The 14,436-nt window shown below is 62.1% G+C and carries 17 protein-coding genes; 13 read left to right on the top strand and 4 right to left on the bottom strand.

Features of this window, described 5'->3' with window-relative positions; genetic code table 11:
• Positions 1-43 precede the first annotated feature (43 nt).
• The gene (locus NE852_RS06485) at positions 44-1,006 is read left to right on the top strand and encodes a LysR family transcriptional regulator (RefSeq protein WP_037172110.1); all 963 of its coding nucleotides are present in this window, start codon (positions 44-46) and stop codon (positions 1,004-1,006) included.
• Between the two features lie 134 nt (positions 1,007-1,140).
• On the opposite strand, the gene NE852_RS06490 is transcribed toward NE852_RS06485, so the two are convergent.
• Positions 1,141-2,046 (bottom strand): S1C family serine protease, encoded by a 906-nt coding sequence (locus NE852_RS06490; RefSeq protein WP_008528821.1) that lies wholly within the window; start codon positions 2,044-2,046, stop codon positions 1,141-1,143.
• Positions 2,047-2,248: 202 nt separating this feature from the next.
• Here NE852_RS06490 and NE852_RS06495 point away from each other — a divergent pair, with 202 nt between their 5' ends.
• Positions 2,249-3,652, top strand: coding sequence for a PLP-dependent aminotransferase family protein (locus NE852_RS06495; RefSeq protein ID WP_258156320.1), 1,404 nt, complete (start codon positions 2,249-2,251; stop codon positions 3,650-3,652).
• 248 nt (positions 3,653-3,900) lie between these two features.
• Positions 3,901-4,269, top strand: a complete 369-nt coding sequence (locus tag NE852_RS06500; RefSeq protein WP_008528817.1) for a DUF983 domain-containing protein — start codon at positions 3,901-3,903, stop codon at positions 4,267-4,269.
• Positions 4,270-4,272: 3 nt separating this feature from the next.
• Here NE852_RS06500 and NE852_RS06505 read toward each other — a convergent pair whose 3' ends face one another.
• The gene (locus NE852_RS06505) at positions 4,273-5,166 is read right to left on the bottom strand and encodes a LysR family transcriptional regulator (RefSeq protein ID WP_008528815.1); all 894 of its coding nucleotides are present in this window, start codon (positions 5,164-5,166) and stop codon (positions 4,273-4,275) included.
• Between the two features lie 143 nt (positions 5,167-5,309).
• Here NE852_RS06505 and NE852_RS06510 point away from each other — a divergent pair, with 143 nt between their 5' ends.
• The 4 genes from NE852_RS06510 (at position 5,310) to NE852_RS06525 (ending at position 8,034) form a co-directional block, all read left to right on the top strand.
• The gene (locus tag NE852_RS06510; protein WP_008528814.1) at positions 5,310-5,921 is read left to right on the top strand and encodes a glutathione S-transferase family protein; all 612 of its coding nucleotides are present in this window, start codon (positions 5,310-5,312) and stop codon (positions 5,919-5,921) included.
• A gap of 60 nt (positions 5,922-5,981) precedes the next feature.
• A complete protein-coding gene (locus NE852_RS06515) occupies positions 5,982-6,914 on the top strand; it encodes a pyridoxamine 5'-phosphate oxidase family protein (protein WP_258156321.1) in 933 nt (310 codons plus the stop codon).
• A 79-nt stretch (positions 6,915-6,993) separates the two neighbouring features.
• Positions 6,994-7,455, top strand: a complete 462-nt coding sequence (locus NE852_RS06520) for a nuclear transport factor 2 family protein (RefSeq protein ID WP_008528812.1) — start codon at positions 6,994-6,996, stop codon at positions 7,453-7,455.
• 18 nt (positions 7,456-7,473) lie between these two features.
• Positions 7,474-8,034, top strand: coding sequence for a TetR/AcrR family transcriptional regulator (locus NE852_RS06525; RefSeq protein ID WP_008528811.1), 561 nt, complete (start codon positions 7,474-7,476; stop codon positions 8,032-8,034).
• Positions 8,035-8,217: 183 nt separating this feature from the next.
• On the opposite strand, the gene NE852_RS06530 is transcribed toward NE852_RS06525, so the two are convergent.
• On the bottom strand, positions 8,218-8,349 hold the full coding sequence (locus NE852_RS06530) for a hypothetical protein (RefSeq protein ID WP_008528810.1): 132 nt from the start codon (positions 8,347-8,349) through the stop codon (positions 8,218-8,220).
• A 156-nt stretch (positions 8,350-8,505) separates the two neighbouring features.
• Between NE852_RS06530 and NE852_RS06535 the strand changes: the two genes are divergently transcribed.
• Together NE852_RS06535 and NE852_RS06540 are read left to right on the top strand one after the other, a co-directional pair.
• Complete coding sequence (locus NE852_RS06535) at positions 8,506-9,189, top strand: chitinase (RefSeq protein ID WP_037172102.1); 684 nt, start codon at positions 8,506-8,508, stop codon at positions 9,187-9,189.
• 21 nt (positions 9,190-9,210) lie between these two features.
• Positions 9,211-9,516, top strand: coding sequence for a Dabb family protein (locus tag NE852_RS06540; protein WP_008528807.1), 306 nt, complete (start codon positions 9,211-9,213; stop codon positions 9,514-9,516).
• A gap of 239 nt (positions 9,517-9,755) precedes the next feature.
• Here NE852_RS06540 and NE852_RS06545 read toward each other — a convergent pair whose 3' ends face one another.
• The gene (locus NE852_RS06545) at positions 9,756-10,979 is read right to left on the bottom strand and encodes an MFS transporter (RefSeq protein WP_008528804.1); all 1,224 of its coding nucleotides are present in this window, start codon (positions 10,977-10,979) and stop codon (positions 9,756-9,758) included.
• A 434-nt stretch (positions 10,980-11,413) separates the two neighbouring features.
• Here NE852_RS06545 and NE852_RS06550 point away from each other — a divergent pair, with 434 nt between their 5' ends.
• The 4 genes from NE852_RS06550 (at position 11,414) to NE852_RS06565 (ending at position 14,325) form a co-directional block, all read left to right on the top strand.
• The gene (locus NE852_RS06550; RefSeq protein WP_008528803.1) at positions 11,414-11,662 is read left to right on the top strand and encodes a hypothetical protein; all 249 of its coding nucleotides are present in this window, start codon (positions 11,414-11,416) and stop codon (positions 11,660-11,662) included.
• Between the two features lie 54 nt (positions 11,663-11,716).
• Complete coding sequence (locus NE852_RS06555) at positions 11,717-12,388, top strand: response regulator transcription factor (protein WP_008528802.1); 672 nt, start codon at positions 11,717-11,719, stop codon at positions 12,386-12,388.
• Positions 12,378-13,781 (top strand): HAMP domain-containing sensor histidine kinase, encoded by a 1,404-nt coding sequence (locus NE852_RS06560; RefSeq protein ID WP_008528801.1) that lies wholly within the window; start codon positions 12,378-12,380, stop codon positions 13,779-13,781. The genes NE852_RS06555 and NE852_RS06560 overlap by 11 nt, the downstream gene beginning before the upstream one ends.
• Positions 13,782-13,899: 118 nt before the next feature.
• Positions 13,900-14,325, top strand: coding sequence for a hypothetical protein (locus NE852_RS06565; RefSeq protein WP_008528800.1), 426 nt, complete (start codon positions 13,900-13,902; stop codon positions 14,323-14,325).
• Positions 14,326-14,436: the final 111 nt, after the last annotated feature.

The raw sequence follows: 14,436 nt of genomic DNA on the forward strand, positions 1-14,436 counted from the left end.
TCCTATTGCAAATTGATAGTAGCCATGTCAGGTATTACTGGCGATGATGAATGATGCCACTCTTCGGAAGATCGACCTCAACCTCCTGCTCGCCTTTTCGGTGCTGATGCAGGAGCGTAACGTCAGCCGTGCCGCCGAACGCCTGCTGCTCGGCCAGCCCGGTCTGTCGGCCGCTCTGCGGCGCCTGCGCGAGGCGCTGGACGATGAATTGTTCGTGCGCGTCGGTCGCGGCCTGCAGCCGACGCCGCGCGCCCTTTCCATCGCGCCGGCGATCGAGGATGCACTGTCGGGCATCGAGCGCGCCATCCGCCCACAGGACGAATTTGATCCGGCGACCTGGCAGGGCGAGTTTCGCATCGGCATGTGCGACAATCTGGAATCGGCCTTCTTCGGGCTGCTTGCGGCCCGTCTTCTCCAGCTTTCGCCCGGTGCCCGGCTTATTGGCATCGCGGCGGAAAAGCGCGATGCCGCCCGCCGGCTGGATGAGGGCATCTTCGATTTCAGCGTCTCCGTGCACGAGGAGCCGGCCTCATGGCACATTCGCGCGCCGCTGTTCGACCAGGCCTCGATCTGCATTTACGACAGCGCTCAACTCGGGCTGAAGGCGCCGCTCAGCCTTGAGGAATTCGCCAATGTCGCGCATCTCACCGTCTCGTTCGAAGGCAATACCGCGACCAGCATCGACATTGCGCTCGGCCATTCCGGCCGTAGCCGCCGGGTGGTCGCGACCGTACCGCGCTTCTCGGCTCTGCCGACGGCGCTGAGGGCAATGCCCGCCATTGCCGTCGTTCCGGAATCGATCGGCCATTGCATGGCGCAATTGCATGGGCTGACGATCTGCGCGCCGCCGCTTTCTTTGCCGGCAGATCCCATCACGATGCTCTATCGCCGGGTGGACCAGGCAGATGTGCGTGCGCGCTGGTTCCGCCGTCTGTTCATCGACGTCGCCAGCGAGGCTCTCCAAGCTTCCGGGTGCAGCGCATCGATATCGAGAGCAGCGGCCTAAGGTAAATTCCAGCCACCGTATGCAGCGATTTGTCGTCGAAGCGGCGGGCTCTTTCGAGATCTTTTGCGCCGATCGAGACACGATCGAACGCGGACGGCAAACTCCTTCCCGTCGGAAAATCTTTGAGCAGGACCCTACTGCAATTGCGGCTTTCTCAGAAAGCTGTTGCGGTCGGCGGATTTGATGCGCAGCCATGCTTCCCGGCCGTTTCTCAGAATCCGCATCGGAATCTCGGCGCCGGCGGGGCCGCTGCTCCACACCTTGCGATAAAAATCGGCCAGGCCATCGATCTCTTCGTCCCGGATTTCCGAGATGATATCGCCTTGGCGCAGGCCGGCCTGGGCGGCGGGGCCGCCTTCGGCCACACTCATGACCACCACGCCGCCGTTGCTCTCGGCGGAGAATGCGCCGAGCCAGGGTCGTGGCGGCCTATTGACTTGCCCGCGGTTCAGCAAGTCATCCAGAATCGGCGTGAGCAGGTCGATCGGCACCACCATGTTGATATCGGCGGTCTCGCTGCCCTGGCTCATCTGCAGGCGAAGCGAACCGATACCGAGAAGTTTGCCGTCGGAGCCGATCAAGGCCGCGCCACCCCAGGATGGGTGGGCCGGTGCGGTGAAAATCGCCTCGTCTAGCAAATACTCCCAGTAGCCCGCGAACTCCTGCCTCGCGACGATGTTCGCCTCGACGAATTCGCCGATCCCATCGGCAAGCACCACGGGATCACCGGGCTTGGCCCCGGTGGCGTCGCCGAAAGCCACTGCCGGCGCATCGAGGACGCCGAGCGCCTGTACCAGGCCGAAGCCGCTTTCCTGATCATAGGCGAGGGGATGGGCAGGAACCACGCGGCCGTCCTGGGTCGTCAGCCAGACTTCTTCAGCTTCGGTGATGAGATAGCCGATGGTCAGCACCAGTCCATTGTCGCGAATGACCACGCCACTGCCCTCCCGGATGGTGCCCAGCGTCGCCGCTGTGAAGGCATCTTCCGGAATTGAGGAGCGCACGGCCACGACTGACCGTAAGATCGGATCAATATTCATGCTTTCATCCCATGGACGCCGGCACGAAGGCTGAAAGCCGGTACGTCCCAACTTGAATAGGTAAGAAGATGGATGGGCGGAGGCAAGGTTTGCCGAGCGGAATTTCCATGACGCATCACGGTATTATATTTTTGATGACAGGAGCAGTGTGCAACAATATACAGTCAATCCTATCAGGAAACGGACCAGCACGGATCACAAAATGAAGGACTGGCACCCCGATCTCAGTCGCAGCAGCAGTCCCCGTTACATGGCGATTGCCGATTTGATCGAAATGGATCTGCGAAGCGGGCATCTTGCTGCCGGGGACAGGCTGCCGCCGCAACGCGAACTCGCTAAGCGGCTAAATGTCGATTTCACCACCGTGGCCAGAGGCTATGTGGAGGCGCAAAAACGCGGACTCGTGGATTCGCATGTCGGCCGCGGCACTTTCGTCACCGGCGGTGCGGGTAGCGAGCGTCAAGGCTTCACGCTCGACTTGGCGCCCGATTCCCGGCGCGCATCCGTCGTCGATCTCTCGATGAACATGCCGCCGGAGCCTGACGATCCGGACCTGATTGCCCGCATGCGCGAGGGCATGGCGGCGGTGGCGGCAAACCTTGTCCCGCTTCTGCGTTATCAGGGTTTCGGCGGTTCCGGCATGGACAAGGAAGCCGCCGCCGTCTGGCTCGGCCGGCGCGGGCTCAAGCCGGCGCAGGAACGGATATTCGTCACGCCTGGCGCTCATCCGGCGCTGCTGGCAATCTTCGGCCTGCTCGCAAAACCGGGCGAGACCGTCCTTTCGGAGATTGTCACTTATCCCGGCATGCGCTCGATCGCCGCCCAGCTGCGGCTCAATCTTGCCGGCCTGCCGATGGATGGCGACGGTATCCTGCCCGATGCCTTCGCCAGCGCCTGCGAAAGGCTGAAACCGAAGGCGCTCTATCTCAATCCGACCCTGCAGAACCCGACGACGCTGACGATTCCCGCCACGCGCCGCGAGGAAATCTCGGCCGTTGCCCGCAAATATCAGGTGCCGATCGTCGAGGATGACGCCTACGGCTTCATTCCGCTGCAGGGCCCGTCGCCGCTTGCGGCAACAGCGCCCGATCTGACCTGGCATATCGGCGGACTGGCGAAATGCATTGGCGCGGGCCTGCGCCTTGCTTATGTCGTGGCGCCGGATACCAAGGCCGTCTGGCCCTTCGTCAGCGCCATGCGCGCCAACAATGTCATGGCCTCGCCGTTGAACATGGCGCTCCTCACCCGCTGGATCGAGGACGGCACGGCCGATGCGATGCTTCATTTCATCCGCACTGAAGCCGCCGCCCGCCAGCAGATGGTGGCGGCCGTCCTGTCTGCCGGCAGCTACCGCGCCGATCCGATCAGCTTCAACATCTGGCTGCCGCTGCTGAGCGGCTGGACCCGCTCCACCTTCGCCAGTCATATGCATTCCTCCGGCATCGGCGTACTGGCAAGCGATGCCTTCACCGTCGAGGGCTCCGCGCCCGAGGCGGTGCGGGTCTGCCTCGGCGGCCCGGTCACCAGGGAGAAACTGCAGGGCGCATTGGAATTCATGGCCCATGCGCTCGAAGGCCCGCCGGAGATGGCGGCTTCATTCTTCTGACAGATAGCCGGTCTGCTTGCCGCTGCGGTCGAATGCCGGGCGAAGATCGGATCGACCGCAGCGCCGCCTTCTGGCCTGTCTCGGCTTAATTGCGCTTGAGAGCTGCGATCGGCTTGTCGCCGGTCGACGGATGATCTGCGTCATTCTGACAAATTGATTGGTAATTTGCTGATGGTTTAGTTATATTGAATGCATACATTAATGGACATTGATTGCATCAATGTCTCACGCACGAAAGCGAGATCGTTATGGACACTGAATATCCTCCGCTTCCTCCGATGCAGACCGGCATCAGAGGGCGCTGCCCGCGTTGCGGCCAGGGGCACATGTTCAAGGGCTTCCTGACATTGCGGCCCGAATGCGAGGCTTGCGGCCTCGATTATTCCTTTGCCGATCCGGCCGACGGTCCGGCTTTCTTCGTCATCTGCTTCGCCTGCATACCGAGCGTGTTGCTCGGTGTCTGGCTGGAAGTGGCGTTCTCCGCGCCTATCTGGGTGCAACTCCTCGTCACCGGCCCCTTCATGCTCGCGACCTGCATTCCGCCGCTGCGGCCGCTGAAGGGCTGGCTGGTCGCCAGCCAGTATTTCTACAAAGCGGAAGAGGGCAAGCTTGCCTGACGCCTATTTCAGCGTCGCGCGCAGGCGCGGCGTCGCGAAATCGATGAGCGCCCGCAGTTTCAGCGGTATCAGCCCCTGCGTGGGATAGACGAGATGCACCGGTGCCGGCGGGGGCTCGAAATCCTGGAGCAGCGGCACCAGTAGGCCGGCCGTCTCGGCGCCTGCGGCCTGGTAGGAGAGGATGCGGGTGATGCCGAGGCCGGCGACAGTCGCGTCCACCGCGGCCTCGGCGGTCGTGACCGCAAGCCGTGGGCGGATCGGTACAGTGAGATCGCGGTTTCCCTCGGTGAATGTCCAACTCACCGTCGAGGCCATGCTGTCGAAGGTGATGCAGTCATGCGCGGTGAGATCGCTGGGATGCCCGGGTGCTGCGTGCCGGCTGAGATAATCCGGGCTGGCGTAGGCCGTGCGGCGGATCGCGCCGAGCCTGGTGGCAATCAGGTTACTGTCCGGCAGATTGCCGATCCGCAGCGCCACGTCGATGTGATCCTCGACGAGATTCGACAGCCGGTCGCCGAGCACCAGCCGCAGATTGATATCGGGATAGGCTTTCAGGAAATCCACCACGACAGGCAGGACATGCAATCGCCCGAAGACGATCGGCGCGGTCATCGTCAGCTCGCCCTTCGGCGCGCTATATTCGCCGGCGGCCGTCCGTTCCGCCTCTTCCACCCGATCGAGAATTTCCCGCGCCGCCTCCACATAGGACCGGCCGGCCTCCGTCAGCGCGACCTTCCGGTTGGTCCTTTGCAGCAGTTGGGCGTTGAGGTGTGCTTCCAGTTCCGAAACCTTGCGGCTGATGGTTGCGAGCGGAGAGCGCAGATGCCGCGAGGCGGCCGACAGGCTGCCCTGTTCGACGACGGCTAGAAGCACGGTCATGGCGTCGAGGCGGTCCATTTTATCCTTCCATAAATTGGTAGCATGCCTCCAAGATTAGCATTCTACTGCGCTCAAGTGGAAGGCAGTAAATTCGCCCACAGATGGTTCGAAGCGCCATCGCCAACCGTATCTCATCGATCAGAAGACCAGAGGAACCTGTCATGAAGCTCTACCATCACCCGCTTTCCGGCCATGCCCACCGGGCTCACCTGTTCCTGTCGTTGCTTGGCATCCCCTACGAGCTGGTCGAGGTCGACATGGCGGCGGGCGCCCACAAGACGCCGGAATTTCTGAAGCTCAATCCCTTTGGCCAGGTGCCGGTGCTTGATGACAATGGCACGGTCGTTGCCGATTCCTCGGCTATCCTCGTCTATCTCGCCCGCAAATACGGCCGTACCGACTGGCTTCCGGAAGAGGCGGTGGCCGCCGCGCGGATACAGAAATGGCTCTCGGTTGCATCAGGCGAGATCGCCTACGGGCCTGGCGCCGCGCGCCTGGTTACCATCTTCGGCGCCGATTTCCGCGCCGACGAAGTCATCGCTCGGGCGCACCGCATTCTGAAGCTGATCGAGGCGGAACTCGACGGTCGCGGCTTCCTGCTCGGCGATAATCCCGTGATCGCCGATATCGCTCTCTACAGCTACATCGCCAATGCGCCGGAGGGCAACGTCGATATCTCGGCCTATCCAAACGTTCGCGCCTGGCTTGCGCGCATCGAGGCGCTGCCGGATTTCGTCGGCTTTCGCAAGACCAAGATCGGCCTTGTCGCTTAAAGCCTTCGGGGCGGGATCGCCGCCCCGGTTTGCCAAAATGATCCCGCAAGGAGGACCGTGATGTCGGAACAGACAAAACAGGACGTGCCGTCACCCTGGCATGAGGGTGAACTCGCTATGCAGCGCAGTATCGGCGTTGTCGAGCGCATGGACGGACCGGGGCGGAATTTCGTCCGCAAGGCCATGCCGGAGCAACACCGTACCTTCTTTCCAATGCTGCCTTTCGTCGTGCTCGGCGCGGTGGATGCCAAGGGCGACGTCTGGGCGACAGTGCGGGCCGGGCATCCGGGTTTCCTGGCCTCGCCGGAGCCGGAGGCCCTTGACGTCAGCCTAGCGCGCGACCCGGCCGATCCCGCCGACGCCGGCATGGAGGATGGCGACGCTATCGCGATGCTCGGCATTCAGTTGGAGACCCGGCGGCGCAACCGGCTGAACGGAGCGGTTCACAGGACGGGTACCGAAGGTTTTTCGGTCAGCGTCGGCCAGAGCTTCGGCAACTGCCCGCAATATATCCAGCCTCGCTCTTCCGCCTTTGTCCGCGATCCCGGTACTTTGACCACGATTGCGCCGCTTCATTCCGGCCAGCTCGACGACCGGGCCCGGTGGATGATCGAAGGCGCCGATACGTTTTTTGTCGCGTCCTATGTCGATCGCGACAATGGCGAGCGGCAGGTGGACGTGTCCCATCGAGGCGGCGCCGCGGGCTTCGTGCATGTCGGCCCCGATGGCGTGCTGACCGTTCCGGATTTTCCCGGCAATCGCTTCTTCAACACGCTCGGCAATTTCCTGGCCAATCCGAAGGCCGGGCTGGTCTTTGTCGATTTTGAAACCGGCGACCTACTGCAGATGACCGGAAAGGTCGAAGTGCTGCTGGATCTGCCCGAGCTTGCAACCTTTCAACGGGCTGGACGGCTGTGGCGTTTCACGCCCGAACACATCGTATTTCGACCGGATGCTTTGCCCTTGCGTTGGAGCTTGGGTTTTAACCCTTGAAATGAGATACCGTCTCGAGCCGGCTTGCCAATCATTGTACCGATCGGTACAACCTCTGAGAACTAGTACAGGAGACCCGATGTCCAGCCTCGTCCCCCCCTTCACCCTCGAAACAGCCACCCAGAAAGTCCGCCTTGCCGAGGACGGCTGGAACAGCCGCGATCCAGAGCGCGTTTCGCTCGTCTATACGCCGGACAGCCGCTGGCGGAATCGCGCCGAATTCATCACCGGCCGCGCCGAGATCGTTACCTTCCTTACCCGCAAATGGGCGAAGGAATTGGATTACCGGCTGATCAAGGAAGTCTGGGCCTTCACCGATAATCGCATCGCCGTGCGCTTCGCCTATGAGTGGCACGACGACAGCGGCAATTGGTTCCGCTCCTACGGCAATGAGAATTGGGAATTCGACGCCGCCGGCTTGATGCAGCGCCGTTTCGCCTCGATCAACGATCTGCCGATCCGGGAATCGGAACGCAAGTATCATTGGCCGCTTGGCCGGCGACCGGACGGCCACCCCGGCCTGAGCGAACTCGGCCTCTGAAGCCAGGAAAGTCTACGGGTGAAGACCGTCTACGAACGCGCCGACATCGTGCCGCTGCTTGCCGAAGTGTTCCGCGAATTCGGCTATGAAGGCACATCGCTCAGCCGCATCACCGAACGCACCGGCATGGGCAAGGGCAGCCTCTATCACTTCTTTCCCGGCGGCAAGGAAGAGATGGCGGCGGCCGTGCTCGCCGATGTCGATGCGTGGTTCGAGCATGCGATCTATCAGCCGCTGAGAAAGGGTGATGCCCGTGAGGCGATTGCCGCGATGTGGGTGAACGTGGACGAGTACTTCCGTTCCGGCGGCCGCATCTGCCTCGTCGGCGCCTTCGCGCTTGACGAGACCCGCGCGCGGTTTTCCGCCGCGATCGGCGACTATTTCCTCCGCTGGATCGATGCGTTGCGCTCTGCGCTGATGCGGGCTGGCTGTCCTCGGGAGGAGGCGCAGCTATTCGCCGAGGAGGCCGTGGCCGGCATTCAAGGTGCGCTGGTGCTGTCGCGCGCACTTGATGACAAGCGACTTTTCATCCGGTCGCTGAAAGCCCTGGCGAAACGGCTTGAGGCTGCGATGCAATGAGGGTTGCCGGCGATTGGCGCCTCCGGCTGATCAGCCGGAAATTCGCCCGGCCGCGATCGGCTGGCCGGGACACTGGTCGCGCTGGGCGACGCTCGAGTGGGAGAGGCGGCGAACCGCGAAGGAGAGTGACAGGCGGCTTGATCAAGGACTGCCCTTACATCGCCGCCGCTTTGGATATATCTCTCAGCGTTGTTGCTGAGGCTGCTGGGTCGGGCGCGGATTTTCCCGTTCAAGGCGAATCTGGCGCCACTCGTTTTCCATCTGGTCGACGACGTGCTGGGGAATGGTGGTCTGCGTGTTGGCGGGCATCTGCATCGGAAGTCTCCTCTTTCGGGGTTAAGGCTTCAGGGCAAGAAGATGCATTGCACAAGACAAAAGGCGTGTAAATCAGTGGCTTAAACACTTTAAACGATTAAATAGATTTTAATCGATTAAGGCGGCTTTAACCATGATATTTGTGAGAGGCGCGGAATGGTTGTCCACATGGACCGGGTATTCTTTTTCGATGTGGTGCGGGATGAACTCTTCAAGGGAAATCTGACTCATCCTCAGGTAGTGGGTATCACCGCAATTCTCGATGCCTGGGAAGAGCGGTTTGCGCATGCCGACCCGAGGTGGCTCGCCTATATCTTCGCGACCGCCTACCACGAGACCGCCTATACGATGCAGCCGGTTCGTGAGACGCTAGCGGAAAGCGATGTACGCGCGGTCGAGATCCTGGAGGCGGCCTTTGCCGCGGGCCGGCTCTCCTGGGTGAGGACGCCTTATTGGCGGCCGGACGAGGACGGTCGCAGCTGGCTGGGGCGCGGCCTGGTGCAGCTCACCCACAAGCGGAATTATGAGGCGATGAGCGCGCTAACCGGTATCGACCTCGTTGCCGGTCCCGACCGGGCGATGGAAATGGACGTGGCGGTAACCATCCTCATCGAGGGCATGCTGCAGGGCAGCTTCACCGGCCACAAGCTTCAAGATCACCTGAATGCGACGACCGAGGACTGGGTGAACGCGCGCCGCATCGTCAACGGCACCGACCGGGCGGAGAAGCTCGCAAACTATGCGAAGATCTTCCATGCGGCGATACGTCCCGAGGCGGCGCATGGCGTGATCGCCCGGTTGAAGGCCTGGGGTTCGCGTGTTATCGCGCGGCTTGCCTAGAATTCTGACAGGAGCTCCCGCGTGATCCGCCATATCGTCTTCTTCACCGTGCAGGAGCAACATCTGGAGGAGGTGAGGGCAGGGCTATCAATCCTGACCGGCATTCCGCATGCGCGGCTGCTGGAGATCGGTACCAACGTGAAGACCGATCAGTTGGGCACCGAGATTGATCTCGTGGTCTATGGCGAATTCGACGATGAAGCAGCCCTTGCCGCCTACAAGGCGCATCCCGATTACCAGCTCTCGATCGAGCGTGTGCGGCCGCTCAGGGAAAAGCGGATCGCCGCCGATTATGATAGCCATGCGGCGGTAACGCGGCCGCTCTGAATTCGGCGGCAGCAATCATCAGGTTGATGTTTCACTGGAACTTCAAACGCATGGCCGGCTCTCCGGAATCAGGCGCTGCGAAATTGAATCAACTTCTCAGCCTTCGGACTCAATTCTCGAAAGAGCGGCGATAAGCGGTTCGAAAGATTCGCTAAAGCGGGCTGCCCGCTCACGGAGAACTCGGGCGCGGCGTCTGCGTGAGTGGAAGCAAAAATCCTATCCGCGGACGGTGCCGTGCATCACGAAACGACCGGGCTCGGCTCCGACGCGCGAGCGCCGCGCACCAACCCCATTAACATCAGCACGAGGATCATCGTCAATGCCGCGAGAGCGGCGCAGACAAAGAGCGCCGGGCCGGTGCCGGCCCGGTCGAGGATGGCGGTGAAGATAACGGGGGCGACGGCGTTGGCAAGATTTTGCGGCAGCGACAGCCGGGCCGATTGCAGGCCGAATTCGCGCGGCGAAAACAGCGCCAGCGGCAGCAATGCGCGGGCGACGGCCATGACGCCGGAGCCGAAGCCATAGAGCAGGATGAAGCCGATGAGCAGCGGCGTCGACGGGCTGGCGACCAGCATCATCAGAAAGCTGGTGACCATCAGGCCGATACCCATGGCCGCGCTGAGGATGGGATTGCCCCGCCGACCGAGCAGCATGTCGAGGAAGCGCGCCGAGATACCAAGGATGCCGCGCGCCGAGCCGAGCTGCAGCGCGAAGGCCGGCGAAGCGCCGGACTGGCGGAAGAGTTCGAGCATCGATGGGGCAATGCCAAAGCTGACAAAAGTCGATATCGTCGTCACGGCTGCAACCAGCAAGAAGGCCTTGCGCTGCGCCGCCCTCGATAGCGGCACGGGGGCGATTTCCGCCGCGCCGCCTTCAGCATGGGTTGCAATCGGCTTTGGCAGGGCAAAAAGATGCAGCGGCAGGCAGACGAATATTTGCAGGCCCGCGCAGACGACGAAGGTGAGACGCCAGCCGACCGCTTCATTGAGCAGGCTGAGGATCGGCCAGAAGATCGTGCTCGAAAGCCCGGTGAACAGCATCAGGATCGCGATAACGCGTTTGCCGTTCTCTCCTTCGCGCTCGACGACAGCGGTATAGGCCGGCGCCGAAAGGCCAAGCGCGCCGCCGACGCCGATAACGATCCAGGCGGCTCCATAGAGCACGATGCCGTTTGCGGCAGCGAGCAGAAGTAGGCCAGAAGAGAAGATCAGCGATGCGGCGGCGAGTACGCGGGCGGCGCCATAGCGGCCAAGCCAGCGGCCAGTCAAGGGACCGGCAATGGCGCTGACCATCATCATGATCGTCAGGCCGGCAAACACCACCTCGTTCGCCAGGCCGAGATCAGGCGCCACGACACGGCCCATGACGCCGAGCATGTCGAATGTCGTGCCCCAGCCGATGAGTTGGGTGATGGCGAGGACGATGACCGTCTGCGCCGAGCGGAAGCGGAAGGATTTTGGCATCGATGCTGGAACGGTTTGAAATGTGGGAGCGGCCGGAGCGTAACAGTTTCAATCAGGCGGTGAAAGATACGGTACTCGACCGCCGACGTTTTTCCTTGGCAGGCAGCAAAGATGGACATGAAACATGGACACGATTTCGGGGCTGTCGCCCATGGCAGGCGTGTCGGGAGCATTGACACGGCGGGACGATTCGGGAGCGGCAGCCATGGTGACATTCGTCGGGCTCTCGTCTTTAGGGACGGGGGCAAGTTCGCTAAGCCCGTATTTTCCCCACGAATGCTTGCCGCTGGAGCGATTTCCCATGGTGGAAATCGGTCCTCCGAAGGCAGTCGAGAACGGTTCTAAACACCCTGTGTTACAGCGCATTCATTTGCCATTCAGGTCGCGTGAGTACATATTCGGGCCAAGTTGGAATTACCTTGAAAGCGTAAGACATGGCCTTTCCTCTGAGCGTCGCAGTATTGGCCGCCGGACTGGTGGCATCGGCGCCCTCACCGGACGCCGCGGGCACTCTCGTCGTTCGCGTGACGGGCGATTGCAGCGCCGCCGCAGCCCAGGTCGTCGAGCAGACGGGCGGCCAGCTCTTGTCAGTGCAACCGGTGGGTGATAGCTGCATCATCACGGTTCTCGTGTCGGGCAATGGCCAGCGTCCACGCAAGGTGACGGTAAAGGTTCCGATGTAAGCGGAATCGGCTTATTCAGGACATGATCGATTTGAAGCGGACGAAGGCGGACCGATGCGCATCCTCGTAGTCGAAGACGACGTTAATTTGAACCGGCAGCTGGCCGACACGCTGAAGGAGGCCGGCTATGTCGTCGACCAGGCGTTCGACGGCGAGGAAGGTCATTTCCTCGGCGACACCGAACCCTATGACGCGATCATTCTGGATATCGGCCTGCCGGAGATGGACGGCGTCACCGTGCTCGAAAAATGGCGCGGCGCCGGCCGCGGCGTGCCGGTACTGATTCTGACGGCGCGCGACCGCTGGAGCGACAAGGTCGCCGGCATCGACGCGGGCGCCGACGATTACGTCACCAAGCCCTTCCATGTCGAGGAAGTGCTGGCGCGCATTCGGGCGCTGATCCGCCGCGCGGCGGGGCATGCTTCATCCGAGATCATATGCGGGCCGGTGCGTCTCGATACCAAATCCTCGAAGGCGACGGTCAACGGCACCGCGCTGAAGTTGACTTCGCATGAATATCGCCTGCTTGCCTATCTCATGCATCACATGGGCGAGGTCGTGTCGCGCACGGAATTGGTCGAGCATATGTACGACCAGGATTTCGACCGCGACTCCAATACAATCGAGGTCTTCGTCGGCCGCCTGCGCAAGAAAATGGGCGTCGACCTGATCGAAACGGTGCGCGGTCTCGGCTACCGCATACAAGCGCCGAAGCATGCGAATTAAGTCGCTCACCGCACGTGTGTTGTTGCTGACCACGGTGTGGTCGACGGTGGCGCTTGTCGTGATCGGCCTGCTGATTTCCACGCTCTACCGCAAGAGCGCCGAACGCGGCTTCCAGGATCTGTTGCGGGCGCAGCTCTATAACGTCATCAATTCGGTAACGATCGGTGACCAGGGGGCTTTGAGCGGCAGCCCGCAGCTCGGAGACCTGCGGTTTGCCCAGCCGAAGACGGGTTGGTACTGGGTGGTGGAGCCGCTCGGCACCTATACGACCGCCCCTCTGGTATCGCCCTCGCTCGGCTCGGCGCTCATTCCGGTTCCCTCCGTCGTCGAGGCGCCTTTCGATAAGAATTACGAGCGCTACTACCAGGTGACGGACGCCTCCGGGAACCGCGTGCAGGTGGCCGAAACCGAAGTGGTGCTCGATACCGACGGGCGCGCGGCGCGCTTCCGCGTCACCGGCAATGTCGACGTGGTCGAAGACGACGTGCGCACCTTTTCCCACAGCCTCTATCTGGCGCTCGCCGGCTTCGGCGTCGGCAGCCTGATCGTCAACGCGCTGGCGATTCTCTACGGCCTGAAGCCGCTTGACAAGGCGCGTGCCGCGCTGGAGCGCATCCGCGCCGGCGAGAGTGAACAGCTGAAGGGCGATTTCCCGCGCGAGATCCTGCCGCTTGCAAACGAGGTGAACGCGCTGATCGACAGCAACCGCCGCATCGTCGAGCGGGCGCGCATGCAGGTCGGCAATCTTGCCCATTCGCTGAAGACGCCGATCGCCGTTCTCCTGAACGAGGCGCGGGTGCTGGAAAAATCCCATGGTGAGCTGGTGCGCAGCCAGGCGGAATCGATGCAGGGACAGGTGCAGTCCTATCTGAACCGGGCGCGCATCGCCGCGCAGCGCGAATCCGTGCTGGCCCGCACCGACGCCGAACCAGCGCTGGAGCGGCTGGTGCGTGTCATGCGCCGGCTGAACGTCGATACGGAATTCGACCTCGTGGTTTCGCCGCCGCATCTCGCGGTCGCGATGGAGCAGCAGGATCTCGAGGAGACCGTCGGCAACCTCCTGGAAAATGCGGCGCGCTTTGCCAAGAGCAAGGTGCGGCTTTCGGCCGTCGAAGCCGGCGAGGATGTGAAGGGGGCCGAAGCGAGCGCGCGCCGCCACTGGGTGGAACTCGCCGTCGAGGATGACGGGCCGGGCCTGGAGCCTGACCAGATCCGCGAGGCGCTGAAGCGCGGCCGCCGGCTCGACGAAAGCAAGCCCGGAACCGGCCTCGGTCTTTCGATCGTCACCGAGATATCAAACGAATACCAAGGTCGGCTCGAGCTTTCCCGCGGCGAGTGGGGCGGGCTGAAGGCAAAGCTTATCCTGCCCGGCGTCACAAAGGATGTTGCATGAGCAACTACTTGATGTCACAAAGATAGTGGCAAATGTATAGCATGCTTTGCCTTAATGCTGACACGGGGACGCTGCACTTCGATCGGCTGAATTTGACCCCTGATCGTGGTTCGACGCAATGATTTTACGCTCGCAAGGCATGATCGTTTCTGCCCTTCTCGTCGCCGTCGCGCTGTCCGGCTGCGTGACGACGAAAGGCGCCGGTTCACGCGGCCTTTTTTCCAGCAAGCCCTCCGCATCGGCCGCTTTCATCACCGCGCTGCAGGGCGGCCTCGTCGGCCGGAGTGGTGTGACGCTAAGCGACAGCGACAAGCAGAGAGCGCTCGAGGCGGAATATCGGGCTCTGGAGGGAGCCGCCGTCGGTCAACCGATGCTCTGGACCGGCAAGGACATCAGCGGCAAGGTTGTTGCGGCAGCACCCTATCAGGTCGGCTCGCAGAATTGCCGCCAATATACCCATACTCTGACCGTCGACGGCAAGGATACCGTGGTGCGTGGCGCCGCCTGCCGCAACGAAGACGGCAGCTGGTCGCCGCTTGGCTAAACTGGGTTGATATCTGGGTGGTTTCGGCTCTCAATTGCGGCCAATAGCCTCAAATCTTCGTCATTCCGGCTTTGGCAGTTGGAATGACGTCGCGCTTCAAGTATTTGGGCC

The sequence above is a fragment of the Rhizobium sp. Pop5 genome (assembly GCF_024721175.1).
Classification (GTDB): domain Bacteria; phylum Pseudomonadota; class Alphaproteobacteria; order Rhizobiales; family Rhizobiaceae; genus Rhizobium.